We start from the raw sequence: 18,118 nt of genomic DNA, 5'->3' as shown, positions 1-18,118 counted from the left end.
CTTGCCTCCCTTCTATCTCTTCAGATCGTCAATCAATTCTGCAGCAACAGTCAGAACCTTATCAGCATTAGGGATATAGAGCTGTTCCAAATTCACCGCAAATGGTACCGGCACATTTGGCGCGCAGACGCATTTCACTGGACCGTCCAGATAGTCAAAGCATTTGTCTGTCACAGCTGCTGCAATATCCGTCGCGGTGTTATTGTGAGGGTTTGATTCATCAACGATAATCAGCCGTCCAGTTTTCTTGACTGATTCAAAGACAGTCTCCTCATCCCAAGGGGCTACCGTTCTCAAGTCAATCACTTCAACCGAAATACCATCTTTTTCCAAGCGATCCGCTACCTCATAAGCAACATAAAGCATTTTACCGATAGTAACGATAGTGAGGTCTGTTCCTTCACGGCGGACAGCAGCCTTTCCAATTGGAACTGTATAATATTCTTCTGGTACCTCTCCCTTGATACCATAGAGGGTCTTATCTTCTGAATAAATCACGATATTGTCGTCTTCAATGGAAGCCAGCAGTAACCCTTTAGCATCATACGGAGTTGCTGGAACAACTACCTTTATACCAGGAATAGATCCAAAGAGACCGTAATATGAACCCGAGTGTTGAGCTGCAGCCGAAGCTCCTGCCCCATGCATGGTCCGCATTGTCATCGGAACCTTGGCCTTACCGCCAAACATATAGCGCATTTTCGAGCCTTGCCCCAGAATGGCGTCAAAGCAGAAACCGATAAAGTCATTGAACATCAGCTCCGGTACTGGCCGCAAGCCAGTCAGAGCCATTCCAACAGAAGCTGACACGTATCCGTGCTCAGAAATCGGAGTATCAATCACCCGCTCTCGGCCGTATTTTGGCATGAGTCCCTTGGTCACACCCATTACACCGCCCCAAGCATCTTCGTTTTCTTCTTCCAAGTGCTTGATTGTTACACCGCCAGCAATATCTTCTCCCAGAAGGATTACGGTGTCATCTTTTGCCATTGCCTGATCCAGCGCTTCATTGATTGCTTTCATAAATAACAGTTGTCTAGCCATTTGATCAACCTCCTTCTATCAATCAGCAAATACATCTTCCAGCAGAGACTCGGAACGAGGAATCGGACTGTCTTGAGCAAATTTGATAGCTTCTTCTACATCCTTTCGAGACTCTTCTAAGATGGTATCAAGTTCCTCTTCGGTCAAGAGGCCATGCTCGATAGCGTAGTCACGGAAGACATCTAGAGCATCCACATCAGCCCAGTCTTTTTCTTCACCTTCCAGAGCTTTATACCTCTGCTCATCGCCCTCAAAGTGACCATGGTCGCGATAGGTTACAGCTTCAATCAAGGTAGGTCCTTCGCCTCTACGAGCCCGCTCTACAGCTTCCTTGGCTACTTGGTAGACAGCGAATAAATCCTTACCATTAACCCGGATGCCAGGCATGTTATAAGCAGCAGCCCTTTCAGCAATGGTACCAGACGCTGAAGAATACCATTGCGGTGTAGATTCTGCAAAGAGGTTGTTTTCATTGACAAAGATAACCGGCAGTTTCCAAATTGCTGCCATGTTGAGACATTCGTGGAAATTTCCTTCATTGGCTGCGCCGTCACCGAAGAAGCAGACCGCTACACTGTCAGTTTTCAAATACTTGTTGCGCATAGCAGCACCGGTAGCTAGACCAAAGCCTCCACCAACCATACCATTGGCACCGAGAATCCCCTTGTCCAAATCGGCGATGTGCATAGATCCGCCTTTTCCTTTTCCAAGCCCAGTCTCCTTGCCAAAAATTTCTGCCATCATTCCCTTTAAATCACCACCCTTAGCAACACAGTGACCGTGTCCCCGGTGAGTACTGGTAATATAGTCCTTGTCTGTCAGATTGGCACAGACGCCAGTAGCAATCGCTTCCTCTCCAGCATAAAGGTGAACAAAACCAGGAATCTGTCCTGCAGCAAAGAAACGCCGGGTATTTTCCTCAAAATTACGGATATCCCACATGGTTTTATACATGGTCTTGGCTTTTTCTTTTGAAATCTGCTCAACCTCAACTTCGGTAGCATCATGGACTTTTAAATCGACTAGCTCTGATACAGCACTTTGGTTTCTTGTTTTGCTCAACTGTTGTGGTAAATCTTTATAATTTGACATATTTTTACCTCCTCATTAATCGTCCTGAACGATTCTTTTAGCGACCTCTTGTATTAGTTCTGATGTGGTAGGATGAGCAAAAACTGTTTCAAGAACTTGATCCAGCGTTGCTTCAGCCTGCCTCAGCAAAATCAAATTCTGCAGAAGATCTGTACCGTTCGGACCGACGATGACTGCACCTAGTAGAAGATGATATTTCTTTTCTGAAATTAACTTGACATAGCCCTCTGTCTCACCTATAGCGATAGCCCGCCCATTATAAGAGAAAGGCAGCTGCTCGACCAGAACATCATAGCCCGCCTGCTCAGCCTCTTCCTTGCTGAGACCAAAAGAAGCCACTTCAGGATTGGTGTAGAGTGAACGGGGAACACCGAGCGGATCAACTGCTTCTTCAGCCCTCCGGCAGATAGCTCTTACAGCCTTTATTCCTTCTGCACTAGCTACGTGAGCCAGCATATAAGATTCCAAGAGATCACCGATAGCATAAACATGCTCTTTGGATGTTTCGTAGTATTGATCTACCTTGACAAAATTCCGTTCTGTCAAGGCTAATCCCATATCCTTTGCTAGCTCTAGATTTGGTTTGCGGCCAGTAGCGACCAAAAGATGGTCGAAAGCAACCTGCTCGTTCTCAAGTAAGACAGAATTAGCAGTTACTTCCTTTATCTGCGCTCCCTGATAAATCATCACCCCCATTTTCTTTAGTTTCTTTTGAATCACATGTCGCGCTTCTGCTTCTTCAGTCAAAAGGATTTCCGGCGCAACCTCGATAACAGTGACCTCAACACCCAGAGGAGCCATAGCGAAAGCTAGCTCAATTGCGATAACGCCACCTCCGATAATGACCAACTTCTCAGGAAGATCCCTCAAGTCAAAAAACGTATCCGTCGTTAGATAATCAACCTGTTCCAATCCCTTGATAGGAGGCACAAAAGGATAACTGCCAGTAGCCAAAATCACATCTTTGCCACTGATTTCTTTTCCATTGACGGAGAAAGTTCGGTCTTTGACAAACTTGGCCTGCCCTTGGATATATTCAATACCTAAAGACTTAAAGCTAGCATGAATTCCAGATTGCAAACTGGCAATAACTTGATTCTTTCGGTCTACCAATTTCTCAAAATCAATCCTTTCAAGCTTGCTCTCAACGCCATAACGCCTAGCTTCCTCCATTGTCAGCAACCAATGACCGTGCTGGAGATAGGCCTTAGACGGTATACATCCTACATTCAGACAGGTTCCGCCGATAGACTTCTTTTCTACTACGGCGACTTTCTTACCTAAACGAGCTGCTTCTTCAGCAGCCACATAACCGCCCGGTCCAGCACCGATAATCAAAACATCATAAACAGACAAAACAGGCCTCCTTTCATAAAATGCAAAGGGTGCTCCAACAATCAAAATGATTGCTGTCGGCTATAGATACAAAAAACATCTCATTATTTTATGTATACCTAAGACTCATTTCAAAATCTCAGGATAGAGTCTGCTCAGAAACCATGAACCCCCTTTCTTTGTTTTTCTTTGTATATACATAGTAAGCGCTTACTTTTAGAAGAAACTTATACCAAATAATTAAAATCCAGTTGCCTATCCTTCAAACTGACTTGAACTGTCATTTCAGTTGTTTCCTTATTTTCTACCAAATAACGAGCCAAAGGCGTTTCGAGATAGCGCGTAATGCTTCTTTGAATAGGACGGGCACCAAATTCTGGTTGGTAACCTTTCTGGGCTAAAAAAGCATAGACTTCTTCGCTCAGATGAAGCTGAATCTTCTGATGTTCCAACCTTTCCTGAAGTTGCTGGACCATAATTTTTACGATATTGATCATATCTTCTGTCCTCAGAGGATTGAAAACAACCGTCTCGTCAATCCGATTTAAAAACTCTGGCCTAAAGCTATGTTGCAGCAAAGACAGAACTTCTTCCTGCGTTTCAGCAGTCAGTCCCTGTTCACTTTTGAGACTTTCCAAAATCTGCTGGGAGCCAATATTGCTTGTCATAATCAAAATAGTATTTTTAAAGTCGATAGTACGCCCTTTAGAGTCTGTCAAGCGTCCTTCGTCCAATACTTGCAGCAGGGTGTTAAATACATCCGGATGGGCTTTCTCAATCTCATCCAGCAAGACAATCGAATAAAGCCTTCTACGAACAGCTTCTGTCAGCTGCCCTCCCTCTTCAAATCCTACGTAGCCTGGTGGCGGACCAACTAAACGAGCCACTGCATGTTTTTCCATGTATTCAGACATATCCAGTCGGACCATTTCCAACTCATTGCCAAACAGCCGCTCAGCAAGGGCTTTTGCCAGAGCAGTCTTCCCGACTCCAGTAGGCCCCAGAAAGAGGAATGAACCAATAGGACGCTTTGGATTTTGAATTCCAGCTCTCGAGCGTAAAATGGCCTCCGAAACCTTTTGAACAGCTTGGTCTTGTCCTACAATTCTCTGGCGCAGGAGCTTGTCTAGATTTAGCAGGTGTTCGCGCTCATTGTCCATGATTCCCTGCACTTTGATTCCCGTTATACGTTCTACGATACTAGCTATATCTTCACGACTGACGTCTGGTCGTTCTGTTTCCGCTTGAGCTAGCTGGATTTTCTTGACAGCACAAGCCTCATCAATCAAGTCCAGTGCCTTATCAGGCAAATAACGATCTGACAGATAACGAATTGAAAGACTAATCGCTTCCTGCAGAGCTTCATCCGTCAGGGAAACTCCGTGAAAGTCCTGATAATTCTCCCGCAGTCCTTGCAGAATTGTCAATGCCTTATCTTGATCAGGCTCCTCAATACGAATCCGCTGGAAACGCCCCTCCAAAGCTTGATCTAGCTCGAAGCTCTCTCGATAGGCAGCAAAAGTCGTTGTGCCAATGATATTAATCTGTCCTTGAGCCAAGAGCGGTTTTAAAAGATTACCTGCATCTAGAGACCCCTCTGTACGACCTGCTGTCACGATTTGGTGGATATCCTCAATATAAAGAATAATCTTCCTCTTAGCAGCCAGCACCTCATCCAAAACAGCCTTGAAGCGCTCTTCAAACTCTCCTCTATATTTAGTCCCGGCAATCAGTCCGCCTAGATTTAACTTAAAAACTTCCTTGCCCAGTAAATGTTCTGGAACATCATCAGCAAGCAGTCTGCCAACAAACCCCTCCATTACTTTGGATTTTCCAACACCTGGAAAGCCTATGAGAATGGCATTGCTCTTGTCTTTTCTGGAAAGGACACGGATAATATCATTGATTTCCTCTTTGCAGCCTATCACCTTCCTACCGGTCTGGTCTGCTAACCACTGATTAAAGTTAGTTGCATATTTGCTCAGGGCCTGGTAGCGACTCTCCTGACTGGAAGAGACTGCTCGTTTGCCTTGGCGAACCTTATTCAACTTTTTAGCAACTAGTTCCTTATCAATCCCAGCCTGCTTTAAAAAGACAGTTATAGGATTTCGCTGCTGGTGAAATAGACTGAGAATCAGGTGTTCTACTGTTACCACCTCGTCCCTCAGTTCCGCCCTCTCAGCCTCCGCATCATCTAAAAGATTCTTGAGACGCTGGCTATACTGACGTCCAAATCGGTTCGTGTCCGTATGTGAAAATACAGGAATCTTGGCTAGTTCCTGATTGATGACTCTGATAAATTCATTAATATCAAGGTCCAAACCGGTATAGAATTCCAAGGCAAAAGCTTGAGGCTGGGTCAGAACTGTCCAGACATGCGGAATGTCCACTTGATAATTGTGTTTTTGAATAGCTAATTCCTTTGCAGCATTTAGTACTTCTTGCAAAAGATGGGTATAGTGTTCAGTCATATAGTTCCCTCGCTTTTCTTCTGAAAACCAAAGACAACTGCAAACAATATTTTAAAGATTAACCTATTTTAACAAAAACTTGACTTGATAATCTTATGTCCATTATATCATTTTCACAATCAATATACTAGAAAAAATGTAAGCGTTTTTCATGTTTTAATCTAATTTTAACAAAAGATTGTGAAAAAAAGAGCACTGACTTATCCTAAAGGGACAAACCAACACTCTTTAATTTGTAATATTTTTAGCCAAACGATTAAGCCGCCACTGAAAGAGAATGCCGCTCGTCACCAAGCTAGCAATGAGGCCAATCCAATACCCATAAGGACCTAAACTAGTAAAGTGATCTAAAAAGAGTCCCAGGGGAAGCGAAACTCCCCAATAAGCAATCAGACCCAAGTAAAACGGCACCTGAGTATCCTTATAGCCCCGAAGAATGCCCTGCAAAGGAGCCGCAAAAGTATCTGCCAACTGGAAAAAGAGGCTGTAGGTCAGAAAAACAGATGTCATACGTATAAACTCGGTATCCGAACCATAGAGTGCAGCCACTCGGTCTCGTAAGATATAGAGAAAGAGAAAGGTAAATCCAGCAATTCCCAAAGCCGTCAGCCGCCCAAGTTTACAGAATTTCTTAACATCGTCAGGACGATTGGCTCCAATTTCATAAGAAACAATGATGGACATTGAGGTTGAAATGCTCATAGGAAAGGCATACATTAAGTTTGAAAAATTCATGGCCGCCTGATGGCTGGCAATAATTAGTGACGAAAACTTAGCCATGACCAGGCCAACAACCGAGAAAATCACAACTTCAGCAAAAAAGGTTCCGCCGATAGGCAGTCCAAGTCGAATGCCTTCGATTAAGCTCTTTTTGTCCAGTGGTCGAATCTTCCAGAGCTCATAGGCTCGGACTTTTGGATGTTTGACTGCTACTAACAAGGATATGAGGAGCAAAACCCAATAAGCCAAAGAAGTCCCAAGTCCGGCTCCGGCTCCGCCCATTTCTGGAAATCCAAATGCTCCGTATATTAGGGCATAATTAAAAGAGCCGTTCAAGGGCAAAAGTAAGAGCATGAGATACATAGAAAGCTTGGTCAACCCTAGAGCATCAAACAGAGAACGAATGGTGCTAAAGAGCAAAAGAGGAATAATGCCGAGCGCCAGATACCAAAGATAGTTCTTAGCTACTTCTTCTACTAAAGGCTCTAGGCCAAGGTGAGACAAAACCAGAGGAGCGCCCACAAATACCAAGGCAAATAAAATTAGCGATAACCCCAAAGAAAGATAAATAAACTGATAAAAATCAGAAGCAATCTTTTCTTTTTTCCCCTGTCCTAAATGATGCCCGATTATAGGGACCAAGGCCGACACAATCCCTATCAGCAGGTCGAAAAATGGAATCCAAAGACTAGTTGCCATAGAAACACCAGCCAGATGCAAGGTATCATACCGGCCAGTCATGGTCGTATCGACAAAAGAGGCTGAAAAATTAGCCAGTTGGTAGATCAAAATCGGCAAAAAAATAGAAATAAAGAGCCGCATCCGCTGCTGTAAATTATGAGTTTGGTGCATAGAAATCCCTCAAAAACTTTTTCTACCCAAGTAAAATCAATGAGCTTAGATTGTAGAATATCAACTATCTTTACTATACTATAAGCCAGACAGATAGTCAAAAGGAAAAGGAAATCACATATCTGCTTCAGCAAATACAGCTTGCCCCTTCTCAAACCCTGCTATTCGCGCCAAAGAAAGGACACGATAACCAGCTGTTTCCAAAAGTTGACGGCCATCCTGAAAGGATTTTTCAATGACAATGCCAACCGCTTCAACCTGTGCTCCTGCTTGCTCAATAATGGTAATTAAGCCCTTGGCTGCCTGACCATTAGCCAAAAAATCGTCAATAATCAGCACCTTATCATCAGAGTTGAGAAATTTCCCAGCAATCGAAACGGTCGAAGTCACTTGCTTGGTGAAAGAGTATACTTCAGCCGTCAAAATCCCTTCTGTCATCGTGATGTTTTTGGCCTTCTTAGCGAAAATCATTGGTAGCCCCAGTGCCTCTGCTACGTATACAGCCGGAGCAATACCAGAAGCTTCAATAGTCACTACCTTAGTAATTCCTGCATCCTTTACCACATCCGCAAAGACCTGGCCAATCTCTTTCATCAATGAAAAATCAACCTGATGAGTCAGGAAAGAGTCAACTTTCAAGATATTTTCACCTAACACTTGTCCATCTCTGAGAATCCGTTCTTCTAATTTTTTCATTTTTACTCCTTATCACAAGCTATACTTGATGCTAGAAGAAAAACACGGCTATCCGTGCTTTTTCTTTACTCTTTTTCATTTTTATTCTCGGTCTTGTCTTCTTCTCCAGAATGATTGACTGCTTTTTTGAATTCTGAAAACATTTTACCGATAGATTGCCCCAGTTCGGGCAGGCGCTTTGGTCCGAAAATGAGCAGGGCTCCCAGAACAATAATGATTACTCCAGGTACTCCGATGTCTTTTAAAAGTCCCATTAATTTCTCCTCGTTGATTTTCTTTGATAAATGATGCGACTGAGCAGGATGCTGACTTCATAGAGCAAAATCAGAGGCACTGTCATAGACAAGTCGCTGATAAAGTCGGCCGGTGTCAGGACAACAGCTAAAACGAGCAAAATAAAGTAAGCGTATCGTCTATATTTTACCAAAAATTTCGGATTGAGCAAACCGATAGAAGTCAGAAAGGACACAAGAACTGGCAGCTCAAAAAGGCATGCAATCGGAATAGTGGTATGAAAGACGAAACTAAGATAATTCTGTGCTGTCAGCCGAGTCTCAAAGAGACCCTCCCCCAGCGACAGCAACACCTGTAAAATAGCCGGAGTCACAAAGTAAAAGCCGAAAGCCAAACCAAGAACAAAACAGATAAAGGTAGCCGGGATATAAGCGAAAACAGCTCGTGCTTCATTAGCTCGCAAAGCCGGTCGAACAAACTCCCAGACCTGATAAACCAAAAATGGCAAGGTCAGGGAAAAAGCGACCAGACTAGCCAGACTGATATAAATCCAAAGGATATCATCCGGCCCCAGCACCAGCAGCTTATTCTCAAAATTACTAGTCAGCCATCGATAAATATCGGCCGAAAAGAGCAAGCTAACCAGAAAAACCACGAAAAAACAAGCCAATACCGCTAGAAAACGCCGCCTGAACTCTGTCAAATGCTCAATAATAGTCTGTTCTTTTTTATCCATGCTGCTACTCGCTTCTCTGATTTTTAAAGCTAACATAGACAACCAGAAGGATAAAGAAAGCCTGACTAACTACCACTTCTAGGCTTGGATAAATCCCCATCCAGTCTACTGTCACAAAGCCATTGATTAGGTGAGTCGGTAGGATATTGGTCAGCTGAAGGGCATGGATGCTGACGCCCAGCATTTTAAAGGCAAGAGCATAGATTAGCCAGGTCAGCCAGAAGAAAATGCTGTGTGGCTTGAGAAGACCTGAAGCCTTACTCATTATAAATGCCAGCAAGACCAAGACCAGAAGAGCCAAGCCGATTCCCAAAAGGAAATCAGTCATAGTGATACGCGGCAGAATTCCTACATAAAAGAGGATGGTCTCAGCCCCTTCACGGAAAACTGCCAGAAAGCTAAGAGCAAACATGGAAAGAAAACTCCCTGTGGCTGTTACAGCCTTCATTTGACTTTCCATAAAGTCATTCCATTTCTCAATAGATGCCTTGCTATGCAGCCAGATACCAACCAATATCATCATGGCGACAGCGAAAATACCCACTGCACCCTCGATAATCTCACGATTGGATCCAGAAGAAACTGCTGGGAAAAGAAACTGCAGCAAAGCTGCAATCACAGCACTGGCTAGAACCCCACTCGCTGCTCCGGCATAAACCCATTTGAGTCCTTTTTTCATCTTGGAGGCTTTCAGAGTCGTTATCAAAGCCATGACAATTAAGAGCGCTTCTACACCCTCACGCAGCAAAATCAGCATAGCATCAAAGAAATGATAGGAAGCTGTTGTGTCAATCTGTGACAGCTCACTAATCAAGGATTCCAGCTGCTTTTGATACTTCTCTTCGCTCCCCTTGACCATAATAACAGGTGTCTGACTCTCAACCTTGGTATAAAGCGAAGGATTATTGACACTGACATCTCCTTCTATCGTTGGCCAAATGGTGATGAATTCTTTCATCTTAGCAGCGGCCTTTTTATCATCGCCGCTTTGGAAGAGACTCAAAGCCTCCTCTAGCAGCTTAATCCCATCTTTCAGCGTCAGATTGCCAGCAGCTTCTTGGACTTTCTCTCCTTTGACAAAATTATAAATGGCGGTTTTCAAATCATCAAAAGAAGACTGAATCATGTCAAAGTCAGTAGGCTCCGTCTCGATGGCGCTGCGCAGAAATGAAATAGCTGTTTCCACCTTACCGTAATGAGCTGTGCTGTTGTCTCGCACCACGCTTTCATTGCTGGTCCAAGTGCTATTCATCTTCTTATAAGCTTCTCTCGTTGCTTCTAAATCCTTAGCTCTAATAGCCTTTTGTAGATTTTCAAATTTTGGCTCTAGCTTACTTATAAGCTTCTTTTTCTCGGTCTCTAGGTCGACTGGATTCTGCTCTTTCTCAAATTTCAAGAGGGCAGAAGAAATCTGTGTCAGCTTCTCCTCCGTCACCTGACCCGATAAGTCTAGCGCCTTACTTACCTCTTGTCCCGCTGCAGAGTCGTGATTAGCCACCTTTTCAAAGTCAGTCTTGATTTCTCCGACTAGCTGCTTGGCTTTTTCCTGGTCCTTCTGCTTGACTGCAGTGCTGGCATCAGTAATTTTGACGAATAAACTGCTGTAGCTCTCGTCCGCTAAAACCGGCTTAGGCAAAAAGACCAGCAAGAGCCCCAAAATCAAGAGACTTTTATTCAAATAATTTTTGACCAAGGTACTCTCCTTTTTTCACTCCACCAAAGCAAGCAAACAAGCCACTGCCGACATGTGTGACGTATTCATTCATCTTATCTTGAGCGCCTAGATTGGTCTGAACTTTGACAAAGCTGTCTGGATCTTTCTGGAAGGAAAGAAAGAGTAAGCCTGTGTCGAACTGACCAGTACTCTCATCAATCCCATCTGAGTAAGAGTAAGACCGGCGATATATGGGCTTATCAACTTCCTTGGCCAGACGGACATGTGAATCCTCTGGCAGCAAGTCTAAGTCAACCTCGTCAAACTCGTCTTTCTTGCCAAAAGGCGCTCCGCTATCTTTATAGCGGCCAAAAGTGTTTTCCTGTTCCTGCAGATTGGTCCGGTCCCAGGTCTCAAGGAACATCTGGATCCGGCGGACAGCCATGTAAGAGCCGCCCTGCATCCAGTCCTTGCTGTCGCACCAAATGACCTTGTCAAAATCTTTTTCCTTGGTCACATTGGCCGTGCCGTCCTTAAATCCAAAGAGATTACGAGGCGTTGACATCCGGTCTCCGATAGCAGCAAAGCCTGACTGACTCCACTTCATAGTGATGGCATTTCTCCCCTTGCGGACCAGATTGCGGACCGCATGAAAGGCTACCTGCTCATCATCCGCGCAGGCCTGGATGACAATATCGCCACCCGTATATTTTTCTTTGAGCTGCTCCTTTGGAAAAGGCGGCAAATCCCGAAAAGCCTTCGGTCGTTTGTCTGATAAGCCCATTTTTTTCAGAAAAGAGGCTGAGACACCGAAGGTCAAGGTCAATCGGTAAGGGTTGAGACCGACAGTTTCACCAGTATCCGTTGGCGGCAAAAGGGCATTTGAATTATCTTTTTTGACCAATTCTCCATTGACTAGCTTCTCGCTATAGGCTGTCCAGTCCTTGAAGAGCTGGATAATTGTCTCCCTATCTGTCGTATGCAAATCCAAGACAACAAAGTAGATATTCTTCTGCATCGGAGTTGTGATACCCGCCTGATGCTCCCCGTAGAAGCTGATTTTTTCCTCACCGTCAGCGAATTTCTTATCTTCCTTCGCCTGATTAGCTAAAAAAGCAGATGCACCAGAGACACCCAGTGCAAGACCAGCGCCTCCAATCCCTGCTTTTTTAAGAAATTCACGACGATCCATCTTTTTATTAAACCATTTTTCGTCGTTTGTCATAAGATCACTCCCCGTTTAGAATGACTCCCATTTGTGAAAGAGGCTCACCCAGTTTGGTAACAGCTTCCGCCAACTCCTTGGTGTCTTCTTTTGTCAATTCTGTATAGAGTTTGTAGTTTTCCGAGTCAGTCATGTGCTTGTCTAGGAGACTGTTTACATTTTTAAACTCAAGTTCCAAGGTCTTGACAAGCTTCTCATCCTTGTCCTTAATTAATGGCTTGAAGAGCTCAAAAATCTTTTCTGCTCCTTCAATATTTGCTCGGAAATCATAGAGATCTGTATGAGAGAATACTTCTTCCTCACCTGTAATCTTGCTGGTCGCCACTTCATTGAGCAAGTCAACAGCGCCTGTCAACATCATATCCGGAGTCACTTCAAACGTTGCGATTTTAGCCTTTAGCTCCTTGATATCGTTAACCAGCTGATCGGCATAGCTTTCAGTGCCCTTGGTTGTATTTTGCTCCCACATGATTTTTTCAATGCGGTGGAAACCAGACCAGCCTTCTTCGGTCTTGTTTTCGTCCACATAGTCGACTAAGCGGAAGTCAATTTTAACATCTGATTCACCAAAGCTCTCAGCAATCGGCTCCGAGCGCTCGTAGGCCATCCGGATAAGCGGATACTGCTTTTTAGCTTCATCAAGCTTGCCTTCTTTAAGGGTATCACGAAATTTCTCCGTATCTGTCAGGAGTTGATCGATTTGTCCTTGGACAAAAGATTTATAATCCGCTGTCGCCTTGTCCAATTCTTTCTGATTGACAGCAGTTTGGCTGCTGGATGCTTGACTGCTTGAGCCAGTCTTGTTTGAAGAGTTGTTGGCTGCACAGCCAGTCAGTAAAATTGCCGTTGAAAATAGGACGATGCCAAGTTTTTTCATGGTGACTCCTTTGTTTTCTCTCCTAGATAGAGATTATTTCCTGTAAATTATACCAGTTTTTTTTTCATATTTCAAGAAATTGTCTGACAATTTAATCAAAAACTATATATTAAGACCATTAAAGCAGCTCTTCTTTGATTTTTCCGATTTCCGTCTTTTTCAGCACCAAGTAAATCGTATCTCCCAGATAGAGGCGCGTGCTGCCATTGACCGTTTGAGTCTTTCCCTTGTGGACATTCATGGTAATCAAGACCCCATCAGGCAAGTTTAGCTCATGCACCTGCCGACCAGCAATCTTTTCAGAAACAGGGATTTCAATTAAAGTAGTATCTCCTTGATCCTCGATACTGTCTGGCAACATTTTTTCCAGCATGGCTTCATAGACTGGTGCTCCTTTTAGCAGATCCATGATAATGTAAGCAGCCAGAGTGACCAGTCCCAGCGGCATGAGATTACGGATGTCACCGACCATCTCTGTGACCAGAATCATGGCTGTCAGTGGAGCCTTAGAAATGGCACCGAAGTAGCCACTCATACCCAGAATAATGAAAATCGGAAATTGCTCCTGAGAAATCAAACCTAGCTGCAGACAGACCGCCCCCATTGCTCCGCCAAGCAGTGAACCCAGAGCAAGGATAGGCAGAAAAATGCCACCTGGCAAGCCGCTTCCATAACTTAACATACTCCAAAAAAATCTCAGAATAAAAAACAAGAGCAAGGTTCCCACAGTGTAATGACCAGCAGTCAAAGATAAAATCAACTGATTGCCCCCGCCCAGCAAGTGAGGCAGGAAATAACCAATCGGAAGAATCAAGGCAAAGGCCAGAATAGGATAATAGGCTTCTGAAATCCTAAACATTCGCCCAAAAAACTGGTAAACCAGCTGAATGTTCAAAATTACTTTTTCATAAATATAACCTGACAAGCCCAGCAGCAAACCCATGACTAGGTAGATCCAGTACTGCTCCAGCCTCATGACCGGGATATTATCTGGCATGTCCAGCACTGGCGTCAGTCCAAACATGGAGAGTGATACAAAGTTAGCAACTAGACTGGCTGCCAGCGTAGAAACCCAGAAAAAGCGTGAAAAATGACGGTAAACTTCTTCTACTACGAAAAGCAGTCCTGCGATTGGTGCATTAAAAGCTGCTGCTAAGCCTGCCGCCGCACCGCTAGCAATGAGTGCTCTCTCCTCAGCGGCACTCAAATTCAGAAATTTAGAGACGCCTTTTCCGCTCATTGCGCCCAGCTGAATACTTGGTCCTTCTCGCCCCAACATCAGACCGCTAGAAATGGCTAAAATCCCCAATACAAACTTCTTCCAGAGAACACTCCACCAAGAAAGCGACATCAGACCCTTCAGCTCTGCTTCAACCTGCGGAATCCCTGACCCCTTGATATTCTTCTCCGACTTTACCAAGCGAGTATTGAGCAAGACGATGAAAGCATAAAACAACACCAAAGCCAGCAACCAAAGCATAGACTGCTGACTCTTATGGTATAGGTCCATCACTAGATGAAAGATTTTTTCAATCAGAAAGCGAAAAACGCCCACCACCAGTCCAGCAAAAATCCCAACTAAGACACCTCGCAAAACCTGGGAAATAATCGAATGAGTTGTGAAATTAAATTCTTTCTTGATCTCGTCCTCTTGCGAGATAGACTTTTTTGCCATTCCCAATCTCCTCTAAATAGTTACTTTACCAATATTCTAGCACAAAGCAAGCCTGATAAACAGACGAAATATAAATTTCTTATTTAAGATGTCTTTTTAAAGACTCTACACAAAAAAGTCTGGGAATTGTCCCAGACTTACTTATTTTCTTATTTAGCGCGCAAAGCTGCTTGAGTAATGTAGTTGTATGGTTTGTTGAAGTGTGGCAGGAAGAAAAGATCCAGCAAGGCCAATTTATCAATTGTAACCTTTTCCTGAATGGCCAATGAGAACATGTGAATCCCCATAGACATATCTTCTCTAGAAACCATCTGAGCTCCAAGAACTACACGAGTGTCCTTATCATAGACAATCTTGATTGTAACATCATGATGCTCAACCTTTTCAAGGAAGGTTGGTTTTTGAGTGTCTTTAAACTCAACCACAGCTGGGCTGTAACCAAAGCGTTTAGCTTTTTCTTCTGTCAGACCAGTTGAAACCATCTTCAGACCAAAGATTTCGATACCATTAGAACCTTGAACACCGTTTGATTCCAATTCATGACCACAAGCATTATGAGCTGCTACGATACCAGAGCGCAGAGCGTTAGAAGCCAAGGCGATATAGTTTGTATCATTGATAGAGTTATCGTAGACAGTCGCACAGTCACCAATTGCATAAACATCATTGATGCTAGTTTCTTGCTTCTTATCCACCAAGAAAGCACCATTGCGGAATGTTTCCAACTTGCCAGCACCAAGACCAGTGTTTGGACGGAAGCCAACTGCTAAGACAACCATATCTACATCATATCTAGCCTTATCTGTTACAATGCGTTCTACTTTGCTTTCACCCTCAATAGCCTGAACAGTTTGACCGAAGGCTAATTGAACACCATTGTCTTCAAGGTTTTGGCGCATCATATCAGACAAGTCGTGGTCATAATAACCAGCCAAGCAAGTATCCACAACATCAATCAGAATCACTTCTTTACCAAGACGTTTGAAGGCTTCTGCCAACTCAACCCCAATGTAGCCAGCACCTACTACTGCCACACGTTCAATATGTTTGCTCTTGTCTTGCAATTTTTCAATAACATCTGCAGCATTTTGATACAATTTTACGAACTGCAGATTTTCTAAGGTTGACTTAAATTCGCGGCTGTTAGGATCCAGCTCAGCACCTTTAATCGGAGGCAGAATTGGCTGAGAACCTGTTGCTAAAATCAATTTGTCATAAGACTCTACATGCTCTTTGCCATCAACGATAGCTGTAACTTTTTTCGCATCATAATCAATTGACTCAACTGGTGAATTCATATAAACTTTTGCGCCTTTTGCTTCAAAAGTTTCTTTGTCTGCATAAAAAAGTCCATCTGGCTTGCTGATTTGCTGTCCAATCCAAAGGGCCATTCCGCATGCCAAGAATGAAATGTTTGAGTTTTGGTCAAAAATAACTACTTCATTTTCTGCACCATAATTATCCAACATTGTATTAATACACGCTGTACCTGCGTGGTTTGCACCAACTACAACGATTTTACTCATAAGAATAGTCCTACCTTAATTTATAATTTACTAGACAAGTATATCATCTCCTGTGAGCGTTTACAAGAAATTTGCTCGAAATTTTCAAAAATTCTTAGACTACCTAAAAAGCTGTACCATTGCAGTCTAAATACCTCAGAAAAACTACTTTTTGCGAAGTTTCATTTTCTGAAAATATAACAAATTTAAGATTGTGAAACCGGTATCTTTTTGATATAATAAGGTTAGAGAGGTTAATTTTAGAAAGGTTGTGATAATGTGGACTTTGCTTCTCGCTCGCTTCATTTGATGGGGAGTACTATTTGCATCTCTCTCTATCATGAGCGAGCGGAAATACTCTTAGATGAGGCGGTCCAACTGCTTCATGTCTATAAAAATCGCTTTAGTGCCAATGATGAAGACTCTGAACTTATGACTATCAACCATTTGGCAGGAATTAAAAGTGTCTCAGTTCATCCAGAGCTTTTTGAGCTGATTGAGCTGGGAAAATATCACAGCCTAGCAGAAGGCAGCCACTTAAATATCACAATCGGCCCTCTAGTCCAGACCTGGCGGATAGGATTTTCAGACGCCCGTCTCCCAAGTACAGAGGAGATTCAGCAAGCTCTGAGCCTGACTGACCCAAACTTGCTTGAGCTGAATCCAGAAGACCGTAGTGTCTTTTTGGCTAAGAAAGGCATGAAACTGGATCTAGGCGCCTTGGCTAAAGGCTATATCGCTGATAAGATTAAGGACTATTTGCTGAGTCAGGGAGTGACTTCTGCTCTTATCAATCTTGGTGGCAATGTACTAACCATTGGGCAAAATGCAGTCAGCCAGCGCGCCTGGCGGATTGGCATCCAAAATCCCAAGCTGTTACGCGGCAATCACTCAGCTATACTTGCTGTCACCAATCAGTCAGTGGTCACATCAGGAATCTACGAGCGAACCCTTACAGTTGAGGGGCAGAACTACCATCACATTCTGGATCGCAAAACAGGCTATCCTATCGAAAATCGATTAGCTAGTCTGACCATTGTTTCAGACAAGTCGGTAGATGGCGAAATCTGGACAACTCGTTTATTTGGCGAAAGTCCGACATCGATTCTGTCTCAGATTGAAGAGCAAGCAGGGATTGAAGCCCTGATTATCACCCAAGACAGTCAGCTCTTCTTCAGCTCAGGCCTTTTAGAGCAGATAATTCCTGCTTCTTAATTCAAAAGTGATAAATTTGCTGCCACACTAAGCGGTAACACTATCGCTCTAGCTTTTATAAACATGCCCATTTAAAAACGCTCTCTCTTTCTTCTAGGTTTTACTTGCCTAAAGAAAAATAAATGCACACACGAGGGCTCTGTATCTTAATTTCAGAAAGGAAATTTTATGTTAAAACTTATTGCAATTGTTGGAACAAATTCTAACCGTTCTACAAACCGGCAACTTCTTCAATATATGTCTAAGCACTTCGCTGACAAGGCTGAAATCGAGCTGGTTGAGATTAAAGATATCCCAATGTTTAATAAACCTGCTGACAGAAACGTCCCTGAGTTGGTATCAGAAATTGCCGAAAAAATCGATGCTGCGGATGGCGTACTTATCGGCACACCTGAATACGACCATTCTATCCCAGCTGTGCTCATGAATGCTCTGGCTTGGCTTTCTTATGGTATTTATCCACTGCTGAACAAGCCGGTCATGATCACTGGTGCTTCTTATGGTACACTTGGCTCCTCTCGTGCCCAATTGCAGCTCCGTCAAATTTTGAACGCTCCAGAAATCAAGGCAACTGTTCTTCCAGATGAGTTCTTGCTTTCACATTCTCTTCAAGCATTTGACCAAAGCGGAGACTTGGTAGATCTTGACGTTGTAAAAAAATTGGATGCTATCTTTGATGACTTCCGTATCTTTGTCAAAATCACTGAAAAATTGCGCAACGCACAAGAATTGCTTCGCAAAGATGCTGAAGAATTTAATTGGGAAAAATTGTAAGATAGGAGACTGA

Annotated in this window: 15 protein-coding genes; 2 read left to right on the top strand and 13 right to left on the bottom strand. The window is 43.5% G+C overall.

Translation table 11 applies throughout. The annotated features are described in order from the left end of the window. Positions 1-12: 12 nt before the first annotated feature. The 13 genes from RWS24_RS05895 to nox all read right to left on the bottom strand — a co-directional run bounded on the left by RWS24_RS05895 (position 13) and on the right by nox (position 16,137). Positions 13-1,044 (bottom strand): alpha-ketoacid dehydrogenase subunit beta, encoded by a 1,032-nt coding sequence (locus RWS24_RS05895; RefSeq protein ID WP_111675830.1) that lies wholly within the window; start codon positions 1,042-1,044, stop codon positions 13-15. An 18-nt stretch (positions 1,045-1,062) separates the two neighbouring features. Beyond that, the gene (locus RWS24_RS05890; RefSeq protein WP_314366098.1) at positions 1,063-2,136 is read right to left on the bottom strand and encodes a thiamine pyrophosphate-dependent dehydrogenase E1 component subunit alpha; all 1,074 of its coding nucleotides are present in this window, start codon (positions 2,134-2,136) and stop codon (positions 1,063-1,065) included. A 15-nt stretch (positions 2,137-2,151) separates the two neighbouring features. Then, positions 2,152-3,492 (bottom strand): dihydrolipoyl dehydrogenase, encoded by a 1,341-nt coding sequence (gene lpdA, locus RWS24_RS05885; protein WP_314366097.1) that lies wholly within the window; start codon positions 3,490-3,492, stop codon positions 2,152-2,154. A 206-nt stretch (positions 3,493-3,698) separates the two neighbouring features. Next, on the bottom strand, positions 3,699-5,942 hold the full coding sequence (locus RWS24_RS05880; protein ID WP_314366096.1) for an ATP-dependent Clp protease ATP-binding subunit: 2,244 nt from the start codon (positions 5,940-5,942) through the stop codon (positions 3,699-3,701). A 228-nt stretch (positions 5,943-6,170) separates the two neighbouring features. Continuing rightward, complete coding sequence (locus RWS24_RS05875) at positions 6,171-7,514, bottom strand: MATE family efflux transporter (RefSeq protein WP_314366095.1); 1,344 nt, start codon at positions 7,512-7,514, stop codon at positions 6,171-6,173. A 114-nt stretch (positions 7,515-7,628) separates the two neighbouring features. Further along, positions 7,629-8,210, bottom strand: coding sequence for a xanthine phosphoribosyltransferase (locus RWS24_RS05870; RefSeq protein WP_314366094.1), 582 nt, complete (start codon positions 8,208-8,210; stop codon positions 7,629-7,631). A 65-nt stretch (positions 8,211-8,275) separates the two neighbouring features. Next, positions 8,276-8,464 carry a twin-arginine translocase TatA/TatE family subunit gene (locus tag RWS24_RS05865; protein ID WP_023916215.1) on the bottom strand — a complete coding sequence of 63 codons (189 nt, stop codon included), beginning with the start codon at positions 8,462-8,464 and terminating at the stop codon, positions 8,276-8,278. Next, the gene (gene tatC / locus RWS24_RS05860; RefSeq protein ID WP_314366093.1) at positions 8,464-9,180 is read right to left on the bottom strand and encodes a twin-arginine translocase subunit TatC; all 717 of its coding nucleotides are present in this window, start codon (positions 9,178-9,180) and stop codon (positions 8,464-8,466) included. The genes RWS24_RS05865 and tatC overlap by 1 nt, the downstream gene beginning before the upstream one ends. Positions 9,181-9,184: 4 nt before the next feature. Then, complete coding sequence (locus RWS24_RS05855) at positions 9,185-10,873, bottom strand: FTR1 family protein (RefSeq protein ID WP_314366092.1); 1,689 nt, start codon at positions 10,871-10,873, stop codon at positions 9,185-9,187. Beyond that, entirely contained in the window at positions 10,851-12,059 is a 1,209-nt protein-coding gene (gene efeB, locus RWS24_RS05850) for an iron uptake transporter deferrochelatase/peroxidase subunit (protein WP_314366091.1), read from the bottom strand. The genes RWS24_RS05855 and efeB overlap by 23 nt, the downstream gene beginning before the upstream one ends. A gap of 4 nt (positions 12,060-12,063) precedes the next feature. Next, positions 12,064-12,936: an iron uptake system protein EfeO gene (gene efeO / locus RWS24_RS05845; protein ID WP_314366090.1), complete on the bottom strand. Its 873-nt coding sequence runs from the start codon at positions 12,934-12,936 to the stop codon at positions 12,064-12,066. 118 nt (positions 12,937-13,054) lie between these two features. Continuing rightward, entirely contained in the window at positions 13,055-14,611 is a 1,557-nt protein-coding gene (locus RWS24_RS05840; RefSeq protein ID WP_314366089.1) for a chloride channel protein, read from the bottom strand. Between the two features lie 149 nt (positions 14,612-14,760). Next, positions 14,761-16,137, bottom strand: a complete 1,377-nt coding sequence (gene nox / locus RWS24_RS05835; RefSeq protein WP_314366088.1) for a H2O-forming NADH oxidase — start codon at positions 16,135-16,137, stop codon at positions 14,761-14,763. A gap of 258 nt (positions 16,138-16,395) precedes the next feature. Between nox and RWS24_RS05830 the strand changes: the two genes are divergently transcribed. Further along, positions 16,396-17,331, top strand: coding sequence for an FAD:protein FMN transferase (locus tag RWS24_RS05830; RefSeq protein WP_314366087.1), 936 nt, complete (start codon positions 16,396-16,398; stop codon positions 17,329-17,331). 168 nt (positions 17,332-17,499) lie between these two features. Beyond that, a complete protein-coding gene (locus tag RWS24_RS05825) occupies positions 17,500-18,105 on the top strand; it encodes an NADPH-dependent FMN reductase (protein ID WP_002906610.1) in 606 nt (201 codons plus the stop codon). Positions 18,106-18,118: the final 13 nt, after the last annotated feature.

Origin of the sequence: uncultured Streptococcus sp. (genome assembly GCF_963528215.1) — a bacterium.
In the GTDB taxonomy this organism is placed as follows: domain Bacteria; phylum Bacillota; class Bacilli; order Lactobacillales; family Streptococcaceae; genus Streptococcus.
The sequence above is the reverse complement of the archived record's forward strand: the minus strand, read 5'-3'. Positions and strand labels throughout refer to the sequence as shown.

Coding starts and splice junctions, on each gene's coding strand:
- RWS24_RS05895 (WP_111675830.1), bottom strand. CDS start 1,044: ATGGCTAGACAACTGTTATTTATGAAAGCAATCAATGAAGCGCTGGAT.
- RWS24_RS05890 (WP_314366098.1), bottom strand. CDS start 2,136: ATGTCAAATTATAAAGATTTACCACAACAGTTGAGCAAAACAAGAAAC.
- RWS24_RS05880 (WP_314366096.1), bottom strand. CDS start 5,942: ATGACTGAACACTATACCCATCTTTTGCAAGAAGTACTAAATGCTGCA.
- RWS24_RS05875 (WP_314366095.1), bottom strand. CDS start 7,514: ATGCACCAAACTCATAATTTACAGCAGCGGATGCGGCTCTTTATTTCT.
- RWS24_RS05870 (WP_314366094.1), bottom strand. CDS start 8,210: ATGAAAAAATTAGAAGAACGGATTCTCAGAGATGGACAAGTGTTAGGT.
- RWS24_RS05865 (WP_023916215.1), bottom strand. CDS start 8,464: ATGGGACTTTTAAAAGACATCGGAGTACCTGGAGTAATCATTATTGTT.
- tatC (WP_314366093.1), bottom strand. CDS start 9,180: ATGGATAAAAAAGAACAGACTATTATTGAGCATTTGACAGAGTTCAGG.
- efeB (WP_314366091.1), bottom strand. CDS start 12,059: ATGACAAACGACGAAAAATGGTTTAATAAAAAGATGGATCGTCGTGAA.
- efeO (WP_314366090.1), bottom strand. CDS start 12,936: ATGAAAAAACTTGGCATCGTCCTATTTTCAACGGCAATTTTACTGACT.
- RWS24_RS05840 (WP_314366089.1), bottom strand. CDS start 14,611: ATGGCAAAAAAGTCTATCTCGCAAGAGGACGAGATCAAGAAAGAATTT.
- nox (WP_314366088.1), bottom strand. CDS start 16,137: ATGAGTAAAATCGTTGTAGTTGGTGCAAACCACGCAGGTACAGCGTGT.
- RWS24_RS05825 (WP_002906610.1), top strand. CDS start 17,500: ATGTTAAAACTTATTGCAATTGTTGGAACAAATTCTAACCGTTCTACA.